At 49.2% G+C, this 21,184-nt stretch carries 17 protein-coding genes and 2 tRNA genes; 12 read left to right on the forward strand and 7 right to left on the reverse strand.

Features of this window, described 5'->3' with window-relative positions:
- Positions 1–2 precede the first annotated feature (2 nt).
- Entirely contained in the window at positions 3–1,415 is a 1,413-nt protein-coding gene (glnA, locus tag AOV_RS05075) for a type I glutamate--ammonia ligase (protein ID WP_075139252.1), read from the reverse strand.
- A 184-nt stretch (positions 1,416–1,599) separates the two neighbouring features.
- Here glnA and AOV_RS05080 point away from each other — a divergent pair.
- From AOV_RS05080 to hemA, 3 genes are all read left to right on the forward strand, one after another.
- Positions 1,600–1,671 (forward strand) — tRNA-Lys (locus tag AOV_RS05080).
- Between the two features lie 36 nt (positions 1,672–1,707).
- Complete coding sequence (gene tyrS, locus AOV_RS05085) at positions 1,708–2,952, forward strand: tyrosine--tRNA ligase (RefSeq protein ID WP_075139251.1); 1,245 nt, start codon at positions 1,708–1,710, stop codon at positions 2,950–2,952.
- 170 nt (positions 2,953–3,122) lie between these two features.
- On the forward strand, positions 3,123–4,331 hold the full coding sequence (gene hemA, locus AOV_RS05090) for a 5-aminolevulinate synthase (RefSeq protein ID WP_075139537.1): 1,209 nt from the start codon (positions 3,123–3,125) through the stop codon (positions 4,329–4,331).
- A gap of 18 nt (positions 4,332–4,349) precedes the next feature.
- On the opposite strand, the gene AOV_RS05095 is transcribed toward hemA, so the two are convergent.
- On the reverse strand, positions 4,350–4,685 hold the full coding sequence (locus AOV_RS05095; RefSeq protein ID WP_117374525.1) for a YraN family protein: 336 nt from the start codon (positions 4,683–4,685) through the stop codon (positions 4,350–4,352).
- Positions 4,686–4,862: 177 nt separating this feature from the next.
- Here AOV_RS05095 and secF point away from each other — a divergent pair, with 177 nt between their 5' ends.
- Both secF and mrdA read left to right on the forward strand, forming a co-directional pair.
- On the forward strand, positions 4,863–5,795 hold the full coding sequence (gene secF / locus AOV_RS05100) for a protein translocase subunit SecF (protein WP_075139535.1): 933 nt from the start codon (positions 4,863–4,865) through the stop codon (positions 5,793–5,795).
- The gene (mrdA, locus tag AOV_RS05105) at positions 5,776–7,575 is read left to right on the forward strand and encodes a penicillin-binding protein 2 (protein ID WP_075139250.1); all 1,800 of its coding nucleotides are present in this window, start codon (positions 5,776–5,778) and stop codon (positions 7,573–7,575) included. Before secF ends, mrdA begins: the two co-directional genes overlap by 20 nt.
- 191 nt (positions 7,576–7,766) lie before the next feature.
- On the opposite strand, the gene AOV_RS05110 is transcribed toward mrdA, so the two are convergent.
- From AOV_RS05110 to AOV_RS05130, 4 genes are all read right to left on the reverse strand, one after another.
- A tRNA-Cys gene (locus tag AOV_RS05110) sits at positions 7,767–7,838 on the reverse strand.
- Between the two features lie 2 nt (positions 7,839–7,840).
- A complete protein-coding gene (locus tag AOV_RS05115; protein WP_075139249.1) occupies positions 7,841–8,740 on the reverse strand; it encodes a class I fructose-bisphosphate aldolase in 900 nt (299 codons plus the stop codon).
- A gap of 262 nt (positions 8,741–9,002) precedes the next feature.
- Positions 9,003–10,301: a pyruvate dehydrogenase complex dihydrolipoamide acetyltransferase gene (locus tag AOV_RS05125; protein ID WP_075139248.1), complete on the reverse strand. Its 1,299-nt coding sequence runs from the start codon at positions 10,299–10,301 to the stop codon at positions 9,003–9,005.
- 611 nt (positions 10,302–10,912) lie between these two features.
- Entirely contained in the window at positions 10,913–11,308 is a 396-nt protein-coding gene (locus AOV_RS05130) for a hypothetical protein (RefSeq protein WP_075139247.1), read from the reverse strand.
- 482 nt (positions 11,309–11,790) lie between these two features.
- On the opposite strand from AOV_RS05130, the gene guaA reads away from it, so the two are divergent.
- From guaA to gshA, 3 genes are all read left to right on the forward strand, one after another.
- Entirely contained in the window at positions 11,791–13,380 is a 1,590-nt protein-coding gene (gene guaA / locus AOV_RS05135) for a glutamine-hydrolyzing GMP synthase (protein ID WP_075139246.1), read from the forward strand.
- Positions 13,381–13,411: 31 nt separating this feature from the next.
- The gene (locus AOV_RS05140) at positions 13,412–14,665 is read left to right on the forward strand and encodes a citrate synthase (RefSeq protein ID WP_075139245.1); all 1,254 of its coding nucleotides are present in this window, start codon (positions 13,412–13,414) and stop codon (positions 14,663–14,665) included.
- A 388-nt stretch (positions 14,666–15,053) separates the two neighbouring features.
- The gene (gshA, locus tag AOV_RS05145) at positions 15,054–16,262 is read left to right on the forward strand and encodes a glutamate--cysteine ligase (RefSeq protein ID WP_075139244.1); all 1,209 of its coding nucleotides are present in this window, start codon (positions 15,054–15,056) and stop codon (positions 16,260–16,262) included.
- On the opposite strand, the gene holA is transcribed toward gshA, so the two are convergent.
- Positions 16,257–17,339, reverse strand: a complete 1,083-nt coding sequence (holA, locus tag AOV_RS05150) for a DNA polymerase III subunit delta (protein WP_233497158.1) — start codon at positions 17,337–17,339, stop codon at positions 16,257–16,259. The two genes, gshA and holA, sit on opposite strands and share 6 nt — an antisense overlap.
- Before the next feature lie 241 nt (positions 17,340–17,580).
- Between holA and AOV_RS05155 the strand changes: the two genes are divergently transcribed.
- From AOV_RS05155 to AOV_RS05170, 4 genes are read left to right on the forward strand one after another with little or no spacing between them, the layout of a single operon-like run.
- Positions 17,581–18,807: a lipoprotein-releasing ABC transporter permease subunit gene (locus AOV_RS05155; protein ID WP_117374497.1), complete on the forward strand. Its 1,227-nt coding sequence runs from the start codon at positions 17,581–17,583 to the stop codon at positions 18,805–18,807.
- Positions 18,800–19,564: a hypothetical protein gene (locus AOV_RS05160; RefSeq protein ID WP_233497159.1), complete on the forward strand. Its 765-nt coding sequence runs from the start codon at positions 18,800–18,802 to the stop codon at positions 19,562–19,564. Before AOV_RS05155 ends, AOV_RS05160 begins: the two co-directional genes overlap by 8 nt.
- Positions 19,561–20,799, forward strand: a complete 1,239-nt coding sequence (locus tag AOV_RS05165; RefSeq protein WP_075139243.1) for a CDC27 family protein — start codon at positions 19,561–19,563, stop codon at positions 20,797–20,799. The genes AOV_RS05160 and AOV_RS05165 overlap by 4 nt, the downstream gene beginning before the upstream one ends.
- 3 nt (positions 20,800–20,802) lie before the next feature.
- The gene (locus tag AOV_RS05170) at positions 20,803–21,054 is read left to right on the forward strand and encodes a DUF1467 family protein (RefSeq protein WP_075139242.1); all 252 of its coding nucleotides are present in this window, start codon (positions 20,803–20,805) and stop codon (positions 21,052–21,054) included.
- The last annotated feature ends 130 nt before the right edge of the window (positions 21,055–21,184 follow it).

Genomic DNA, 21,184 nt, shown 5'->3' on the forward strand with positions numbered 1-21,184 from the left:
TCCTATAGGCTGTAGTAGTTACTGAACTCTACTGGATGTGGATATGATTGTAAACTGTCGATCTCCAATTTCTTGAGTTGGATGTAGGACTCTATCTGTTCATTAGTGAAGACATCGCCCTGCAGTAGGAAATCCCGGTCTCCATCTAAAGATTCCACTGCCTCTTCCAAGGAAACGGGTACCGGCAGGAAATCGCGTGTCTCTGACTTGTCCATACTGTACAAGCATCTATTGCCAACTTCCTGAGGATGAATTCTGTTCTTAATACCATCCAACCCCGCCATTAACTGCGCTGCAAAACACAGATATGGGTTCGCGAGAGGATCTGGAAACCTCGCTTCTATCCTAGCAGCTGCAGGACTACCTTTAGGTGTACATGGTATACGGATAGCCGCGGACCTATTTTCGTGGGAATATACGAGCCATGTAGGAGCCTCGAACCCTGGCAACAACCGCTTGTAGCTGTTGGTTGATGGATTTGCAAATGCGCTTAGCGCCCTACCATGCTTTATTATACCGCCTATGTAGTGCAAACACAACTCAGACAGCCCCGAGTCACCGCCGGAGAATATGTTGTGCCCACCCTTCCACAGGGATTGGTGACAGTGCATACCATTACCATTATCTCCATGCACGGGCTTCGGCATAAAGGTTACGCTCTTTCCATAAGAATGTGCCACGTTTCGGAGCACGTACTTACACTTTTGCACGTTGTCTGCGCTTGTAACCAGCTCAGCGTATTTGAACCCAATTTCACACTGTGATGCCGCAACTTCGTGGTAGTGAAGCAACGGCGTCACCCCGACTTCAGACAACATGACGAGCATTTCTGAACGCATATCTTGCAGGGAATCAACGGGCGCCAGCCTCAGGTATCCATCTTTTGCTTGTATACGGTACCCGCGGTCTGAGGGGCACAGCTCCCTATTAAATCCTCCACCTTCCCCACAAACCAACTCAAAATGCGTGTTGTACGGATCTGTACTAAAGCGTACGCGCTCGAACACAAAAAACTCCAGCTCGGGACCAAAGAAACACTTGTCCGCGATTTTAGATGAGAGCATATACTCGTGTGCTTTACGTGCAGTGTAGCGCGGATCAAGCGCATAGCAGCGGTGTCCATGCGGGTCTACAACGTCACAAATTACCGCCAAAGACGGCTGTGGGGCAAATGGCTCAACAAACGCGGTGCTCACATCTGGAACCAACAACATATCGGACTCCCCTATAGGCCTCCATCCATGAATAGAAGAACCATCAAACGCGATTCCGTAGGAAAAAGACTCAGGGTCTAGGGAGGCGACACTGTATGTTATATGGTGCCACCTTCCGAGAAGGTCAGTAAACCTCCAGTCTACAAATTTGATCGAATGTTTTACCGCATAATCCATTAAATCTTCTGCACTTGCAAACACAACACCACTCCTTAATGCATTGAGAAAGACTAATTTGTAGCATCACTTGTTGCTGGCGCAAAAAAAAAAAAAAAAAACAGTGTGTTGTGAAATGTGCGTTCAGGGGGGCCATTTAAGACTTTTGACTTCTGCAGGCAAAAGCGTTACCATCGTGACGTGGGTGTGCTGACTCTAAGTGTGCTTGGGTCCTGTAGCTCAGTGGTAGAGCAGGTGGCTTTTAATCACCGTGCCGCGCGTTCGATCCGCGCCGGGACCACTGGCTTCTTGGTGTTGTTAAGGTGAACAGGGGCTCATGGAGTTCAAATCCGAATTTTTGCGCGTTCTGCAAGCTAGGGGGTACTTACACCAGTGCACTGATGCTGCCGCACTCGATAAGCTCATGGCATTGCAGCCAATAACCGCGTACATAGGGTTCGACTGCACCGCGCGTAGTCTGCATATAGGGAGTCTAATGCAGATCATGGTGATGCGGTATTTGCAGAAGTTTGGCCACAAGATAGTCGTGCTCTTGGGGGGAGGTACCACCAAGATTGGTGACCCTTCCGGTAGGGATAAAACCAGGGCAATGCTTTCCGCAGCGGAAATTGCGGCTAATAAAGCTGGAATCCTAGCCACGATCAACAAATTTCTGCACCAGGGTAACAGCGTTATTGTGGCAGACAATGCTGAATGGCTTGAGGAAGTGCGATACCTTGAGTTTTTGCGGGAGGTTGGTAGCAAATTCTCCGTCAACGCCATGTTAGGCCTAGATAGCGTGCGTAGCCGCCTAGATCGGGACCAGAACCTGAGCTTTCTGGAGTTTAGCTATGTTCTATTGCAATCGTACGACTTTGTAGAACTGAATAGAAGGCACAAATGCGTACTGCAAATAGGTGGCGCCGACCAGTGGGGTAACATAGTAAATGGCATAGACTTGGGGCGCAAGCTTGGGTTGCCGCAACTCTATGGTTTGACAACGCATCTCTTGCTCACAAGCACTGGGGAAAAGATGGGTAAAACCGCCGATGGGGCCGTGTGGCTTGATGCTGAAATGTTCAGCTCCGAAAATTACTGGCAGTACTTTCGCAATGTTCCAGATGCAGAAGTTGGCCACCTGCTACGGCTTTTTACTGAGCTGTCTGTGGATGAAATTGCCGAGTTGGAAAACCTTCAGGGCGAAGCAATAAACGAGGCGAAAAAGGTTCTCGCTACTGAAGCTACTGCCATATGTCATGGTAAATCCGCTGCACTTGCGGCCGCGAATGCAGCTCTACAGGTTTTTGAGCACAATGATGACGCTGGGCTGCCGAGCTTTCCCCTACAAAAGAGCCTTATAGCCCAAGGCATATCGGTGGCCAAGCTCCTACAACTTACGGGGCTGGAAGACAGCATTAGTGCGGGAAAGAGGCTCATAAAGGGCAGAGGATGCAAAATCAACGGAATGGTAGTTGAAGATGCTGACCATGCGCTGACGCAAGCGGACTTCGCGCGCAATGGCGGCTACATAACTGTGTTCTGCGGTAAAAAACGGCGCATAAAGGTGGTTGCACAAAATTAGATCCTATCTAGGTTGTAGCCACGCGACTGGTATTAAGGTGTCAACACAGGGTTTCGCCGCACTTGGGCATGTTGCATTACGTTGTGGCTTTCACACAGTAGAAAATTGTGGTGTTTGTGGTAAAAAACAGTGCTTAGTGTTATGCTGTGGCAAAATGCGGGTTGTTTCCTATGATGGATTACGAGAAGGTATTTCTTGAGAAAATACAAGCTATCAAGGAAGAAGGTAGATACAGGGAGTTTACCGGGTTTCGTCGTATTCCAGGGAAGTTCCCATACGCCATTGAGTGCCAGACAGAGAAAGTTGTAACGCTTTGGTGCAGCAATGACTATTTAGGTATGAGTCAGAACGAACACGTGCTATCTGCTGCGCGTGATGTGAGTGTCAATGTTGGGGCTGGTGGGACCAGGAACATTTCTGGCACTACAAAAGAGGTTATAGAACTGGAGCGCTCTCTGGCGGATCTGCACAACAAGCCCGCCGCTCTCGCATTCGTTTGTGGATATGTCGCCAATCAGGCCAGCATCAGCACAATTTTATCTATGATTCCAGACATAGTTGTGTTTTCAGATGAAAAAAATCACTCCTCCATGATTGAGGGTATTCGGTCAAGCAACAGGGAGAGGTACATATTCAGACATAACGACGTAGAACATCTTGAAAGCCTGTTGGAGGCAGCAGGTCCCGGTCCTAAAATCATATTGTTTGAGTCTCTGTACTCCATGGATGGGGACATTGCTCCAATCCGGGAAATTTGCGACCTAGCTGATAAATACAACGCGATCACATATTTGGATGAGGTGCATGCAGTTGGCATGTACGGGGCCCGTGGTGGCGGAATATCAGAACGTGAGGGTTTGGCTGATAGGATCTCAGTAATTCAAGGCACCTTGTCCAAGGCTTTTGGAGTCATGGGTGGGTACATAGCGGCCTCAAAGGGGTTGGTAGATGTGGTGAGGAGTTTTGCTCCGGGCTTTATCTTCACGACCGCGATTTCTCCGTTGATTGCCGCGTCTGCTAGGGCTAGCGTTGAGCATCTGAAGGTTAGCAACGTGGAACGGGAAAGGCATAGACAAGTTGTGCAGAAGGTCAAAAATGCCATGCTGAACGCGGGCATAGAGTTTGTTATGACCGAAACCCACATAATACCAGTCATAGTTGGTGATGCGGAAATCTGTAGAGAAATCTCCGGGGCACTGCTGCGTGACCACGGAATCTACATTCAATCGATCAACTATCCAACCGTGCCACACGGTACGGAGCGGCTTAGAATTACTCCCACTCCGTTTCACACAGATGACATGATAGAAAAGTTGATCGATGGGCTGTTGCAAGTGTTGCATCGGTTTTCTGCGCTGCTAGTCAAAAGTTGCGTGTAGCCTTCGGCGCTCTTCTACTTACCATGTGTTTACGAAGCGAGTCACCCCGCTTTTGGGAGAAACGCAATAAACCTCAAAGCTGATTTGATGCTCGCCGAACTGTGGGTTGCGCGAGAGAAAATATTGCGCTGTTCTTATGATGGACTGACGCTGCTTTTCTGTGATTGGCACCTCATGAAAGTGTGAGGTCATGCTGGTTTTTACCTCAATGAAGCAAAGCTCCTGCCCGTTTTGCACTATAAGATCAATCTCCCCCAAGGGAGATCTGTATCTGTGATGTAGTATCCTATGGAGCCGGATCTTGCGCAACAGCAAGACTACTAGCTCTCCGGTGTAGCCTACCAAGCTTCGCATTTTCGACGCTATGCTTTTGGTGTGCACACAGGCCCGGTAGAACAGCGTTTGTACGTACTGTATATTGGTACTGTCGATATTTTGCAAGAGCAACTTGGTTTAGTCTTACAACTATTTCCCTTGAACCTACAGCTGGAATGGCATAGACTTGGTCACTTGAGCATTCCTACATTGGCTATGGTCTTGCGTATTGTTCCTGACGGCGTCAACTTTGATTTCGTAGGGTATAGAAAGCTTGCTCTACTCGGAAGCTTCGTATTGCTGCTGTGTTCGGTGTTGCTTATCGCACTCAAGGGCGTAACGTTGGGGACTGACTTCACTGGCGGCATGGTCGCTAATTTTTCCCTCGATGGTGGGCGTTCTACTGTAGAGCAGGTACGTGCTGCACTGTCCGACGCAGGGCTTAGCGGGCTTTCAGTGCAGGGTTTTGGAGATGGCGGCCAAGAATTTATGGTTGTCTTCCGTGGCGCTACTGGCCCTAGCGGTTCTGGTGAATTACAACACATAAAAAATGCCCTAAGCAGCATTGGTGCCATAACATACAAGCAGCTAGACTACGTAGGTGCACAGGTTGGTGTTGCCCAGGTGATAAGGGGGGTGATAGCCGTGCTGTGCTCATTGGTTGGGATGTTTTTATATCTGTGCTGCAGATTTAAGTGGCAATTTGCGGTTGGAGGAGTTCTGGCGTTGGTGCATGATGTCGCAATAACAATGGGCATGGTAAGCGCCACTGGCATCGAGTTTGGTCTTCCAGCAACAGCAGGAGTTTTGATGATTATTGGCTACTCAGTCAATGATTCTGTCGTTATATACGATAGAATTAGAGAACTTGCGGGTAGTGGCAGTATGTGTGGCAAGGACATAGGTGGTATGATCAATGCGGGAATAAACTCCACGCTGTCCAGGACCTTACTCACATCCGGTACCACACTACTTGCCGCAGTGCCCTTGATACTGTTATGCGAAGGCGCTGTACGCGATTTGGGCGTGATAGTATTTTGCGGTGTTATTGTGGGCACATATTCGTCCATTTTCATATCCACCATTCCCTTTGTGAGCAGCACAAAGGGGGGGGTTCTAACGCGTAAAAATGAAGAGAACCCTGCATAGGATATGGGCTCTACTGAGCGCATCACAGGACTGGAACGTAAAAAAAATTTACAGCCGTAGGATCGTACTACTGGCCGCGCTGCAGGCGTTAGCGGTGTCTGTTCTAACATTCAGAGTGTACCACCTTCAGGTACGATGCGGGAAGAAGTATAGTATGCTGTCTGACAACAACAGGATAAGAAAATCACTGATTCCACCCATACGCGGTAAGATCCTGGATAGAACAGGCATAGAGCTCGCAACGTGCAGGCCGGCGTACAGGGTTTTTTGTGTTCTGCGGCACGTAAAGAATATTGATGAGCTGCTCGATACGTTAGTGCAAGTTACCAAACAGCCGATATTAGAGGGTGCTATTGAGCGCATAAAGTCAAAAAAGTTTGCGACCGTTGAGCTGTATGACGACATAAGCTGGAAGCAGCTTTCAGATATCGAGTTCAATATATACAAGTTGCCGAACATTTATATATCACCGTTCTATAGGCGGCATTACCCATTTGGTGCAAGCTGTGCTCACCTCATAGGGTATACAAGACCGTGGTCGGGCAAAAGTAGCGAATTGTCTACAGCAAGACGCGAAGGAGTAACTGGGGCGGAATACGTATACGATAGCATCCTAAAGGGCACTCCGGGAGTTGCAGAACACGAAATTGATGCCCGAAGTAGGAAGGTGAAAGAATTGATGCTGCTGCGCTGCCTACCCGGGAGTGATGTAATTCTTACCGTGGATGCGCCGTTACAACAAGCCGCTTTTGAAATAATGGAGAGCAGCAGAGGGGCGGTTGTGGTGCTGGATATACCAAGCGGTGATATACTTGCATTATGTAGCTCTCCATCGTACGACAATAACCTCTTCGTCAACGGGTTGTCCCGTCATGCTTGGGAGTCAATGAACGATTCCACCGAGCTGCCACTGATTAACCGTGCCGTTGCTCTACAGACCGAGCCCGCCTCTACCTTTAAGATAATTGCCGCGTTGGCTGCCCTACGTAGTGGCGCTATAGACATGGACCAGCAGTTTTTATGTTCGGGTAGCGTACTAGTGGGAGATAGGAAATTCCGTTGCTGGAACAGAAAGGGGCACGGATTAATAAATTTGGAGCAAGCCATTACGTGTTCTTGTAACTGCTATTTCTACAACGTTGGACGCCTGGTTGATATAGATGAAATTGTCGGCGTAGCTCAAGAGTTTGGATTTTCGGAACAGTGCAATACCAATCTACCCGGAGAAGCTGTGGGGATATTGCCAAACCAGGTGTGGCGCGCAGAAAATCTCGATGGTTGGAGATTAGGAGACACACTCAACGTCACAATCGGACATGGCTATCTACTGGCAACTCCCATGCAGCTTGCTGTATTTGTGGCTAGAGTGGCAAGTGGGATGAGAGTGCTACCAAGATTGCACATGGATGGGCAGACTCCTGCTCAGTTTTCCCCTCTGGAAGCGGATTTTGCTCATATGGAGTGCGTGCGCCATGCCATGTTTAAGGTGGTAAACACCCCTGGGGGTACGGCGTTTAAGCATTTTGCGCGTAATGCCCTGCCCACATCTGTGAAGGTTGCAGGAAAAACCGGTACTGTCCAAGTTTTTGGTGTGGGAGGGCGTCGCAGCAATAATGGTATATTCGTGGGGTATGCGCCATATTCATCCCCCAAATACGCAATAGCCGCGTTTACTGAATCCAGTAGCGCAAGCAATTCTGTCAAGATAGCGCGGAAAGTTTTTGGCTACATGGAGGAACAGGGCTTGTTTGTGCAAGGAGATGCTGCCCTGGTTAACTAGGCGTTGCGGAGCGTTACCCCCACAAAAAGTTACACCCTGTGCAAGCGCAACCCTGAAAATTTAACAGATAAGTTGGAACTGATAACGCGTCAACGCACGTGACACGTCTCATTAGCTAATAGAGAACACTGGCAAAATACTCGTAATTGCGCTCACTGCCACCTGCTCAGTGCCCACATATGCCCAAAGCGAGGCCGGGACCGGAATCGAACCGATATAAAAGGATTTGCAGTCCTCTGCATAAACCACTCTGCCACCCAGCCACCTAGCTGTAAATCTCCACAATGCTACGCATCAACGCCGCAGCGTCTCTTTCTGTTCTTTGAAAAGAGTTCCTGCCTATTATGGAGCCGTCTCCGCCTCCGGCCCTAACGGCCTCGACTTCCTTAAGCAACTCGTCATCGCTCTTCGCGCTGCCACCCGAGAATACTACCATTCTCCTACCAGCGAAGCAAGCCCTCTTGACATAAGCAACTCTCTGCGCAAGCGACAGTATGTCACAGTTTATGCTATCACGCTCAATGTGATTTGTAGGTAGCTTCACCTTGATAATGTTCGCTCCTATAGATGCCGCGATGTGCGCAGCATATGACACCACATCTATAGCAGTCTCACCCTTCTTAGATAGGTCTCCACCACGTGGATATGACCACACTACCACCGCGAGCCCGCAAGATTTGGCTTCTCTGATCAACTCCCTGGCCTCACTCACCATAGACAGGAATGACTCTGACCCGGGATAGATGGTGAGTCCTACAGCGACACACCCTAAACGCAAGGCATCTTTCACCGAAGCCGTGACCGCTTGGTTTGGCGGCGACCCTTTAGGAGATAATGCGGTAGAGCCATTGAGCTTGAGTATTAAAGGAAGTGCGCCCGCATGCGCGCAGGCCCCGCACTCCAGCATCCCCAAGGGAGCCGCGTATGCGCTAAACCCGCAATTGAGGGCGAGCCTGAAATGATAATGCGGATCACACGCGTCGGGATTGGCCTCAAAACTCCTAACAGGGCCATGCTCAAACCCCTGATCTACGGGTAGTATGAGCAACCTACCAGTGTTTGCAAGCCTTCCATGCAGCAGCATCCTGGCAAGGTTTGTAAGAACCCCAGGGTTTTCACCATCATAACAACCGAGGATATGTCTGACCTGCTCGCTAAGACTCATGGTGCTACCAAAACCGCACGGAGCAGCAACACCTGCCACAATGGCAGTGCACCGAACTGCGTGATCCACCATTATACGACGGGGATGCTCAATTTCAAACTAAATCTGGGAATACCGGATGTACCCTGTGTCTTTGGTATATGCCAAAATCGCCTTATACCCGTGATACGGCTTGTGCCAAACTTGCTGCCGGGATGTGCAACAATGCGCAAAACGGCAGACACTTGGTTGGAGAGCGCCGGGGGGACAGAAACCCCCGCGCCTATACCAGCATCAGCAACGGGTTCTCTATGTAAAACTTGAACCTGTTCAAAAACTTTGCTGCCAGCACTCCATCTACTGATCTATGGTCCACGGACAACGTAACCGTCATAACATCTGCGGGCACAACGCACCCATCCACGACAACCGCACGCTTTTCTGACTGACCTACGGCCATGATACAAGACTGCGGGGGGTTTATGATTGCGTAGAATTCACGCACCCCGAACATTCCCAAATTAGATACGGTGAACCCACCTCCCTGAAATTCGTGGGGCTGCAATTTCCTCTCCTTAGCCCTGGTGGCTAGACTCTTTGTGATGTCAGATATCTCTGATAGGGACTTTACATCGACATTTTCAACGACCGGAGTTATCAACCCCCCATCTATTGAGACCGCAAATGATATGTTTATGTTCCTATGGTACCTTATCCTGTCGCCTTCCCAGGAGGAATTAATCTCGGGAAATTCCCGCATTGCCAGCGCTGCTGCTTTGAGCACAAAATCGTTGACCGTAATTTTAGTGCCCCTATCAGCGCAACTGTCGTTAATCTCAACCCTCAGTTTCAAGAGCTCTCCAACCATGCAGTCTACCGCAAGGTAAAAATGCGGCACCGTCAATTTTGACTCCAATAGCCGGTCGGCTATTACCCTGCGCATGCTGCTGACTTCCACAACATCGCCACCTGCTGCACCTGTCGTACTGGGGAAGCCGCCAGCTGCTGCATCCAAAATATCAGCCTTGACTACCCTGCCGTACGGGCCAGTGCCCGAGATTTTGGTGATGTCCACCGAAAGCCTGGAAGCGAGCTTTTTGGCAAGCGGTGTTGCCTTAATTTTGCGTTCCTCAACAAAATCAGGTATCGGGTACGCCACTCCTCTCTCCGGCCGCTTACGCTCAGGCTGAGGCTGCACCGGTTTTTCTGTGCTGGCTGCTACGTGGGGACTAGCCGGTGGTGCTGCAGTGGTGGCTGCCTTCGTATCTGCTGCTGGGCCCTTTGCATCTGTGCCGTGTGCAACATTGCACAGCGCCTCAACGGACTCTACGTCCTCATCCCCCACTCTTACTACAGCTATAACCTGATTTACCGGCACGTCTCTCGTGCCTTCCTGCGTGAGAATCTTGTACAGAACCCCAGGCTCGTCCACATACTCGAACTCCATCACAGCCTTGTCTGTTTCTATGTCTGCGATCACATCGCCAGGCTTGACGGAATCTCCCTCTTTTTTGTGCCACTTAGCCACAATGCCACTCTTCATGGTTGGAGAGAGTGCTGGCATTAATACTCTAACTGGCATATGACAACCCGGACAGAAACCCTAGAAGCAGGACTATCGTTTACAGTATCACAATGCCAGTGTCAATTCAATTGGTCACTGAAAGTGGGGCGTACTGCACCCAAAGCGTGCAAGGTGCCGACATGCTTTTGTAGAGAGATGTTGCGCTGCGCAGTGACAAGACGTCACTACCTTTTTATGCATATTGTTGTGCGCTGGCCATTACTGGGCTGCTGTCCCGCTGTGAAACGGCTGACGATTACCATTCATGGTTGCTTATGCCCGGAACAGGCACTAGCGGGCAATCCCGCGTGCGGGGACCACTCGTATGGCAAAGGGATGGTGTAAGAGAAAGCACTGTCCTTGGGACCCCGTCCCTTGGACGAGGTCCCGGGAAAACCCGCAGAGCACGTAGTAAGAGGATTGTGTGTCTGGCTTATGTCGGCACTCTCTGCTGGAGAGTGTTGCAGTGCAATAGCCCTGCGGGTGTCTCACCAATTCGTGTGCGCATGGTGGTACTGGCGCTGTTGTTATTCGGCCGTGTGCACGCAACAACCGCGTACAGACGGCTATTCACCCCTGTTCGAATGTTTGTGGGTGAGGCGGTGTACGTAACAATCTACTGGCGGTTCCTAGTACTCCGTTGCAGCGTTCATAATTCTGCGCATATGTGGCATCATTATCTGCATGAAAGTCTTTATCAACTCTTCATGAGATCCGACACGGCCACCGTTTTGAGCTGCGGACGCCACTATTGGTACCAGCACCTTGGTCAGTTCTGGCACAGCAGTGGAGATTTCCGTCTTCATTGTTTGCCGCATCCGATCACTCATTGCGCTACCGTACTCCTGCTCCATGCACTTTATAACGTGCTCAATCTCTTCACTTGATAGGGAGAAGTCTTGTTGTTGGTTCACCCGGTTCTTCTTGGCGTTGTTAGAACCCGCGCTCTGGTTGCGCGCCTGCTGCGGTTGGCTCCTCTGAGCGGTGACAGCGGTGCGACTTTGGTTCTGGGACTCCGCGCTCATACTAAATTACCATAACATTGTCCATCGGCGAGAATGATATGCAAAATTTATTAAAAAATTTATAACTTCTGCACAAAACGTACGCTCAGTGCACAGAGGCCTCACGCAAATTAATTTCTTGGGTTTAATATAATCTGAACTCATGTTTGCACGGTGAGTTGCATGCCTACTGTGACTAGAAAGGGCGCCAAACACCGAGGAAATTTTCGTAGTAGCCGAAGTGCCAACTGCAACTTTCCAAAGGCACCAACACTACGAGGATAATATCGGTGTATTGGGCTTGATAACTTCTGCGGGCAGCATGTGTGGTTATAGGTGCGGTATCACGGGATTTGCGCCTTCAGAGTGGATGTGCCTGAGATGTGTATCGGGGCCTTCATCCGACTTGTCAACACCTAATAAAACTTTACAATGCGGTATTCGACAAGTATACATGGACCGCGGGTTTCTGGTACTATACAACACGCAATTAGGAACGTTAGATGTCTACCATTGCCATAGTTGACTTTGGTTCCCAAGTAACCCAGCTAATAGCCAGAAGGGTTAGGGAGCTAGGCGTATATAGTGAGGTGTTTCCTCCTAGCACGAACTTCCAGGCTATGGCCAGTTGTGAAACCAACATTGGTGCCTTCATTCTTTCCGGGGGCCCAAATTCAGTTCAGCGGTCACGCGGTGTTCCCAAGGCAGTGTCAGACGTGTTGGATCTCAACCTACAAACAGGCGTGCCAGTGCTGGGTATATGTTACGGTTTGCAGGTGCTGGCGCACTATTTTGGGGTTGATGTGGCACAGGATGCGGCCAGGGAGTTTGGCAGAACTCAGCTAGACGTCATTGAGCCCTCGTCTATCACCGAAGGGGTATGGTTGGCAGGCAGTAAGGTGGATGTGTGGATGAGCCATTCTGATAGTGTAATTGGTGAGGTGCCGCAAGGTTTTAGGGTGGTGGCGCGCAGCGCAGATACTGGGGCTGTAGCGCTTATGGGCAACGATGAACGTAGGATTTACGGTATGCAGTTTCACCCAGAGGTGGCTCACACTCCGGGTGGACGCGAGATGTTGGACAACTTCTTAAAGATTGCAGGCTGTACCAGGGATTGGACAATGAGGTCATTCCTACATACCCAAATTGAGGATATAAAGTCCGCTACCGATGGCGGACGCGTGGTAGCAGCTATCAGTGGCGGAGTTGATTCCAGTGTGGCATCAGTGCTGGTTCACAAGGCAATAGGAGAAAGGTTGGTTTGCGTGTTTGTTGATACCGGCTTACTACGCAAGGGCGAGGTTGGTATAGTGCGAGACCTTTTTGTGGACAAGCTCAATATGCACGTGAATGTTCTGGATAAAAGCGACCTATTCATGCAGCGCCTTGCGGGCGCGCAAGACCCGGAGGTGAAGCGTAAGATCATCGGCGAAACATTCATCGAGGTTTTTGAGCAAGAGGCTCGGGGTTTGGGTGATATAAAATTCCTTATGCAGGGAACTATATATCCGGACGTTATAGAGTCAGGCGTAGGAGGATCCGGAGCAAAAATTAAATCGCACCACAATGTCGGTGGGCTTCCTGCAGTTATGAACTTGTCGCTCGTGGAACCGCTTCGGTGCCTGTTTAAAGATGAGGTGCGGTTGTTGGGCAAAGAGCTTGGCCTTCCATCCGCAATACTTGGCAGGCACCCGTTTCCGGGTCCGGGGTTAGCAGTCAGGATTATGGGAGAAGTTACAGCAGAGCGGGTTGAACTGCTGAGAGAAATAGACAACATTTACATAGATACAATACGTGAGAGTGGGTTGTATGACCACATATGGCAGGCGTTTGCAGTTTTGGTGCCCGTGCGCACCGTTGGTGTCATGGGTGATGGTAGAACCTACGGGTATGTGTGTGCGCTCAGAGCAGTAACCTCGAGTGATGGCATGACCGCGGACTGCTTTCCCTTCAGTGAGGCTGACGAGAGAAAGTTGGAGTTTCTTGCGGTTTTACAAAAAGTTAGTAGGGCTATTGTAAGCAGTCTACAGGGGGTGAATAGGGTGGTGTACGATATATCCTCGAAGCCCCCGGCAACGATCGAGTGGGAGTAATGTCTGGTGAGTTTGTTGTCTGGAGGATGGTATGGTAGAAAAAGCGGTTTTAGAGTGTGGGGATTGCAAAATAAACCTGCCTGTTGTGCGTGGCAGCGATGGAACACTAGCTGTTGACACAACTGGCCTCTACAGAGATTCCAAAATCCTTACTTACGATCCCGGATTCATGTCTACTGCTGCATGCAAATCCGAGATAACATTCATAGATGGCGATGAGGGTGTGCTTCGTTACAGAGGGTATGATGTCGCTGACCTTGCCACGGCAGATGGTGGATTTTGCAGCATTGCCTACCTACTGTTACACGGGACTATGCCGCAAGAGCGTGAGCTTGCCGACTTTGTTGCCACTGTGAGCCGGGGGTACGATGTACACGCGCAAGTTGTAGACGTAATTCGGGCGTTACCACGTGATGCTCACCCCATGGCTATACTAATTGCGAGTTTTGCAGCTCTTGCCGCCCGCTATCACGGTGCCAATGCTTTAGATCCACTTCGCAGCGCGATTGTGGCCATATCACAGGTACCGGGTATCGTTGCAAACATTTACAGGCACACCTCTGGCATGCCACTCACAGAGGCAGATCCAAACCTGGGGTACGTACAGAACTTCGTGCACATGATGTTTGGTGACTTACACGAAACGCGCAAAAGCATTATCTGCAAGGCGCTGGAAGCCATCTTCATAATGCACGCAGACCACGAGCAGAATGCTTCTACTGCTACGGTAAGAGCAACCGGCTCTGCCGGAGCTAACCTTTTTGCGTGCTTAAGTTCGGGTGTAGCAACCTTATGGGGCCCGGCTCATGGTGGTGCGAATGAAGCAGTTGTGAAGATGCTTGAGGAAATTGGTAGCCCCGCACGAGTTGGTGAGTTTATTGAGAAAGTGAAAGGGAAAGAGAGCGGAGTGAGACTCATGGGCTTTGGCCACAGAGTCTACAAGAACTATGATCCAAGAGCCCGTATCATCCGGGATATATGCAAAGAAACGCTAAATGGGCTTGGCGCGGATGACCCACTGCTGGATGTGGCAATTGCGCTGGAAAAGGCGGCTCTGGAAGACGAATATTTCGTCACACGCTCCCTGTACCCCAATGTTGACTTTTACTCCGGTATTGTGCTAAGGGCGGTTGGAGTGCCAGTGAACATATTTACTGCGTTTTTTGCTCTGGCGAGAACCACCGGATGGTCTGCCCAATGGTATGAAATGGTGGATAAACAACATGAGGGCAACAAAATATGCCGTCCACGCCAACTTTATACGGGCAAGATGAGCGCAAAATAACGCGAACAGAGTTTGTTCCATGTAAGGCTCAGCGATGTTTGACGTGTCTATATGTTGTACGGGAGTGTGCAGATGTCTGTCTGCGCTCTAGAATTACTGTAGGGCGCTCTAGATCTGGACCAGGGCTGATTGCACATAGGGCAGCCATGCGTACCAGCCGGGTAGAGCCTGCTCGTGGTTGTTGTGGTGTGCGGGTTTCGGATTCGACTGCAAATAGCATAACCAGTGTTTCCTGTACAACTGCTAGGTATGCGATTAGCAACATTCTGTGTTCTGTGGCGGCTTTAAGGTTCTCGCACGGCAGAATTAGGTAGTTGACGGGCATAAAGGCGGGTATAATTCCAGCTAGTTCTTGGGTTTTTAAGGTTCTATTTTGACATGCGTCAAGATGCTTGAGGACGTGCTTGAGCGTCGTGCAGCAGCGGTTGAAGACTGGTTCGCCGACTGGTTCTCCAGATACCCTGCGGTTCTGAGCACATCCGTAGATGTTCGCAGCTCAGGATACAAGATAGCCCCGGTTGATGTTAACTTCTTCCCGGCAGGGTACAACAACTTTGGTGTGGATGCAAGGCAGAGGGCGAAGTCTGCATTTTTGGAATACCTATCTCGGTATCTTGGGTCTAAGGTGCTGATTGTGGTTGAAAGCCACACCAGGAACAAGAAATACGTTGATAGCGTTATAGCACTTAGAGACATGCTTGGTGAATCTGGATTTCAGCTCGAGGTAGGTGTCTGCGGCATCGCCGAAGATATGAGCGTGCTGTCATCCACAGGTGCTACGCTAGACGTCAGAGCCCTAGTAAATTGTGGGGGCGAGGTGAGCACAACCTCTGGATTTGTGCCGGACCTCATCATACTAAACAACGATCTTACCAGTGGCATCCCGGGCGTACTTGATGGCATTATAGCGCAACGCATGATACCCCCGCCTCATTTGGGCTGGTTTAACAGGCGTAAGTCCAGATACTTTAGCATATACAGCGAAGTGGCGGAAAAGTTCTGTACGGAATTTGGAATAGATAAATGGGGGGTCTGCACGCTTTTTGTGCACTGCCAGGATGTGGATTTTGTCAGCAAGAAAGGCATTGACAACGTTGCCAGTGGAGTTGAGGATCTGATATCCAAAATTGGAGAAAAATTTCGCTTTTACGGACTGAACTGTACTCCACATGTTTTCATCAAAGCGGATAATGGAACCTATGGCATGGGCGTAATAGAGGTGTACAGCGGGGAAGACGTGCTAAACATGAACAAAAAAAATCGCAACAAAATGCGCAAGATTAAGGAAAACAACCCAGTAGAGAGTGTAGTTTTGCAAGAAGGTGTCCCCACCAATGAGGTGTTTTGCAACCACGCGGCAGAGCCGTTGTTGTATTGTATAGGGGCGGAGCCCGTGTGTTACCTGTGCAGATATAACGCTACTAGGAGCAAGTTCGAGAATCTAAACGCTCCCGGATGTGGGTTTGCTGATGTGGGATCTGGCATAGCGGAGGAGAAAAGGCGCGTTTGGCGGACAGTGGGCAAACTCGCGATTCTAGCTGCGGCTGTAGAGGCGGAAGAGATAGAAAGCGCCTACCTAAATGGTGGGTTGTCATAAGCTGTGGTACCCGTATTGATGCAACGGCTTACCCTCAGCACGTTTCACAAATGCGGCCAGCGAGCACATAAGGTATTTAAAAACAACCTCCTGCGTTGCATCAGAAAGTTTACACTGCATTTCTGCCTCTAATAACCTACGCAAAATTACTTGTACTGTCTTGTAGGAAACTGACTCAGCATTTCTCTTAAGTTTAGGTATGAGCCTAAAAAATACTGGGGGCTGCAACGCCTTCAGGGCGCTATCAATACTTACTTGATTCTGGGCTGCCCTTAGCAGATATTCAAGTTGCATGAAGTACTTCATGCCGGACCTTATAGCCAATACTGGAGAGATTCTATTCCGCATTAACGTATCAGCACATTTCAAAACATCTGCCAAAGTACCATCCGCTATTGCCACGCAAAGGTCGTCCAGTACGGGGTCTACATCAGTAGACAAGCTTTTTCGTACGTCTTCTGTCGACAGAGATTTTTTTTCACCTAGATAAAGCAACAACTTTTCCAGCTCAGGTTGTATACAAGCAGCGCTATGTTTTATCGTGGTGCAGAGCAGTTTGAACGTGCTATGCCCGTATGATATGCCATGCTTTTCGAGAAAGTCAGCCACTATGAAGCCCACATCCTCCTCCTTATAGCAACCCACGGCAGCGAACGTTTTGTGGTTGTTGTAATAACCCTTTAGTGTGGAAGCCCCCGAAAGTTCGCGAGCTTGTATCATCACGTAACAGTGTTGCGTATCCATGCCTTCCATAACAGTTTTTAAGTCGGCGGATAGCATATCTTTCGCATCGGTAAGAAGAACCAGGGGTTTTTGACCGAACATTGGAACAGTCATTAAACTAACAAGCAACTGCTCCGGGTCCCGGTTGGCCTTGAGGAACTCCATCTTGTGTATGACAAATTCATTGTTACAGTTAATGTGATCCAGGATTTTCTGTGTATACATATTCATCCTGCTGTAATCACTTCCGTGGAGCAGCACGCTCCCATAGGTTTCTGGGCTATTGAAAAAATCTCTCAACTTTGATGGGGTGATCTTCACTGTTATACCGCCCACGGAACCGCGACTGAGCACCTTATCGCTCAACGTTTCTAGTGTACGCCGTATTACGCAGATGTCTAGTTGCTGCATGCACTAATAAAGTGACAGTTCACTGACACACGTGCAGCTGGACGGCACTTGCATACGCAGACATCTTGCAGTTGCCAATCTTAATTTTCCATGCCGCAATCTCCAAGCAACTACAGAATACAATACCGCAGGAATTGTAACTGCCCTGGAAGCGTGCTATACGTGCTGTAGATGTGGCTTACATGTGAGCAGCGGTGTTATGGGCTTGGAGTGGCTGTTAGCTCGAAGGTATTTACAATCTAACGGAGGACGGTTCCTCTTTTCTACGGCGACTGTCCTTTCCATTTTGGGTATTTGCATAGGAGTGGCAACACTCATATCAGTCACGTCAGTGATGAATGGCTTTTCTGCGAAGCTGCTATCCAGCATTTTGGGTATGAACGGCCATATTACAATCCACTGCAATTGCCCAGATTATCCAAATATAATTGCCGAGATTGGCCATGTGCCCGGCGTGGTTTCCGCTGCACCTGTTATTGAGGGACAAGCCATGCTGAAATATGAACACAACATTATGGGCGCGGTAGTGCGGGGCATGTATATGAGTGATATACGCCGCAAGTTACGTGGATATATCGCAAGGGGTGATGTAGACGTGCTTGAGGAAGGAATAGTTTTAGGTTTTAGGCTTGCAGAGAGCATTGGTGCCGATTATGGTGATGAAATCACTATAATCTCTCCGGAAACCTCCCCGACGATTTTTGGTTCCGTACCACGCACGAAGACTTACAGAGTGACTGGTATTTTTGATGTAGGAGTGTACGAATATGACAGCGCTTTTGCGTATATCCCATTGCGGGATTCCCAGTTACTTTTTGGATATGTAAGTAGGGTGAAGTACATAGAGGTATTTCTCAAGGATGTGACAAAATCTTCCGAAGCCCTTATCGACATTGCAAGGAGAACCAGCCTCAGGGTAGAAGATTGGAAGGTGCAACAGGGGCAATACTTCCGTGCGCTTGAATTGGAACGTGACGCCATGTTTTTTATCCTGGCTCTTATTGTCATCGTTGCGGCTTTTAACATAATCTCAGGGATATCCGTGCTCGTGCGAGATAAAAAGGGTGCCATCGCTATAATGCGCACAATGGGTGTGAGTAGATACGCAATTATGCGTATATTCTGCATGTGCGGTGCTTTTATAGGGATGTTGGGAACCAGTTTCGGATGCATTTTAGGGGTTGCTTTCTCCGCAAACATTGAGAGTATAAACAACTTTTTTAGCTCCTTTGGAAACGGGACACTTTTTGAATCAATAGCGTACTGTCTGGAGGGAATATCGCCAGAAATGATGTTTGGAGATATTGCAAAGGTTGTGGTGCTATCTCTTAGCGCTTCGCTATTGGCCGCTGTACCTCCAGCGATTGTGGCTGCGCGCCAAAACCCGGTTGATATTCTTAGATATGAGTAAGCAAATGAAGGCAGAAAATTGTGGGTGGATAGGAATTTTTTGTATTCTGTCTCTATGTATGGGCGGAATTACGTATTTTGTTTTGGAATGTAGGGAAATGCTGTTAGATTTCTCGGCTAACATTGAAAAACTTGCAGGTGACCATGCACGCGCAGACGCGGCACTGTCTGACTTGTCATCAAAGGTGCAGCAGCTAAAAAGCATAGTTCCCCGAAAGAGCACCATTGTAGTAAACAAAGATGGGTGCGCGCGTACAGAGTGTCTGGCCAGACTTTTGCTCATGGTGGCAGATCTGCGCAGAGCCTTTGCCTTGGGTGCAATGTCTCATGATGCGGTCTACGCGGTAAAACCTATGCTTGCGGGATTGCGTGACCAGCAGATTGACGACAGCTTCAAAGTTGTTGAGGGGTTTAATCCAAGGAAGGGATACAGAGACCTGATTGAAGACCTGTCCGATCTTCGCAAGAGGCTGCGTGCGGCTGTGGTTGGCCCAGTGGGCAAACACCTGTCAAAATGGATATCAATAGAAAATCGCAACGAAGCCCTATGGAGGGAATTCGAACGCCTAGAGCACCTGGCACGCCAGGGCGCCTGGGAAGATTGTTTAAAGGTGGCCAACGGCGCTTCTTTAAGCCCCGTACCCGGTATAGATTCTTGGGCGAAAGATCTGGAATCCATATTAGAGGTTGAGAGGAGCTTATCCACGATATACGATCGGCTAATAGAGCGTGTTAACAGTAATCCAGAGGGAATATGATCACCTATTTGTTGGTTTGCATAGTAGCGTCCCTGGCGGCTGGATTGGCTATACAGAATTACGAAGAGCTCGTGCTCAAAATGGAAATTGCTGGGTACGTCATAGAGGCAAACACCGTGTTTATAGTTTTTGTGGTGTGTGCTCTAGCGCTTCTACTTGCTGCTTTGCTACGACTGTGCCTGGCCTGCGCGCTGCTCGTGTATAAAATAAAATGTAGGTCTGTTGCCAAGCAATATGAATCTCTGGGCAGGGGATATGCCCTGCTGAGCCTTGGCGGAGTAATGAACCATGCGCAAATTGTGAATACAGTGGAAAAACTTCGTGCGCTTGATTGTCATTCCCTTGCGATATTGGAAACATGCGCGTGGTTTAGACTTGGACAGTATGAAATGGCAGAAAAGCCATTGCTGCTTCTCAAGGGTAGTAGCTTGCCTGACGAGAGACTGGGGCTGTGGTTGGTGGAGTCGCTAAATAGCGAGCAAAGCAAAGACTGCAGACTTAGGGTGTTGAAGAGGTTGTGTGATGTGTTCCACCGGGCACCTTGGGCTACAATGTTTAGATTGGAAATCGCCCGCATAGAGGGGGATTGGGGCACAGTGCTTGTGGAAGTAAAGCTAGCAGCTAAGCGAGGTATTGTTCTTCCCTACAAACACGAAAGAGTGGCAGATATAGCCTGCCTCATGCTTGCTGAGTCATGCTATCAACGGGGCGAATATAAGGAGGGCCTCAAGTTGGTAGGGCGGGCAACAGACATGCACGCGGCCATTTTAAAAGCCAAAACCCACGAAAAATTGGGTAACCTGCAAAAAGCTAGGGATGTGCTGGAAGCGTGCTATAAAACCACGCCACATCCAGAAATAGTTACGGCATACTTGGCAGTATCACAAGATCATGACACAGCAATGGAACGGCTCAGTGGCTTAAATGCTGAGCATTATGTTAGTATGATGCTGGCCGTCAAGCGATATATGAATGCTAAGCAGTATAACGCGGCTGAGCAGTATGCTAAACGTGCCCTCGCTAAGTACAAGTACGTTGAACTCTATTGTATTATGGTGGACGTCATGGCGTGCATAGGAAATATTGATGAGGTTGTGTACTGGACTCAAAAGATGCAAAAAGACTCCTTGCCTAATATGCGGTGGCGTTGCACAAAATGCTGTTCTGTATTGCCCGAGTGGAGCCATGAGTGCTCTGCCTGCAACACATTTGATTCTGTGCAGTGGTTGGGATAAACGGTGGTTGCTGGGGCGCTGCTAGTATTCACTATCACCTGGTGGGTGGCTATTTTTATTGCGCTGCCTATAAATATTGAGGTAGACGCTCGGCCCCAGGTAGGTTGTGCCAGTAGTGCTCCCAAACGTGTTCACCTAGCCGCGAAAGTTTTTATAGTAACCATAATTGCTGCAATATGTTCCGGCCTATACTGTTATTTGAAATACGCTGGGTATCTTGCAGACCTTAGCTTTTTGTATGACCTTGTGCCGTAGGCGCCTGCTTTGCCATTCTGCCATCACACAACTAAGTGTTCCCGTCTGAGTGAATTGGACGCGCTCACGGTGCTGTGGGTTAGTCACCTAGCGTTGGTGGTGAGTATAAAATCCCACTTGCCATGTGAAG

The organism is Anaplasma ovis str. Haibei (assembly GCF_002214625.1).
GTDB lineage: Bacteria > Pseudomonadota > Alphaproteobacteria > Rickettsiales > Anaplasmataceae > Anaplasma > Anaplasma ovis.